The organism is Pseudomonas sp. DCB_AW (assembly GCF_026240895.1).
Classification (GTDB): domain Bacteria; phylum Pseudomonadota; class Gammaproteobacteria; order Pseudomonadales; family Pseudomonadaceae; genus Aquipseudomonas; species Aquipseudomonas kermanshahensis.
Genome location: NZ_JAPFCE010000158.1, coordinates 1 through 635 on the forward strand (window position 1 = coordinate 1; position 635 = coordinate 635).

General features: G+C 51.2%; 1 rRNA gene. It reads left to right on the plus strand.

Features of this window, described 5'->3' with window-relative positions:
* Window positions 1-635 (plus strand): 16S ribosomal RNA (locus tag OO306_RS28040); the annotation flags it as partial.

A 635-nucleotide genomic window follows, 5' to 3' on the forward strand; every position in this document is an offset into this window, starting at 1 on the left:
ACCGCATAAGTTCTACGGGTTTAATGAGGGGTACTTCGGGCCTTGCGCTATCATTTGCTCCTAGGTCGGTTTATCTATTTGGTGCGGTAATGGCTCACCAAGGCGACGATCCGTAACTGGTCTGAGAGGATGATCAGTCACACTGGAACTGAGACACGGTCCAGACTCCTACGGGAGGCAGCAGTGGGGAATATTGGACAATGGGCGCAAGCCTGATCCAGCCATGCCGCGTGTGTGAAGAAGGCCTTATGGTTGTAAAGCACTTTAAGCGAGGAGGAGGCTACTTTAGTTAATACCTAGAGATAGTGGACGTTACTCGCAGAATAAGCACCGGCTAACTCTGTGCCAGCAGCCGCGGTAATACAGAGGGTGCAAGCGTTAATCGGATTTACTGGGCGTAAAGCGCGCGTAGGCGGCTAATTAAGTCAAATGTGAAATCCCCGAGCTTAACTTGGGAATTGCATTCGATACTGGTTAGCTAGAGTGTGGGAGAGGATGGTAGAATTCCAGGTGTAGCGGTGAAATGCGTAGAGATCTGGAGGAATACCGATGGCGAAGGCAGCCATCTGGCCTAACACTGACGCTGAGGTGCGAAAGCATGGGGAGCAAACAGGATTAGATACCCTGGTAGTCCT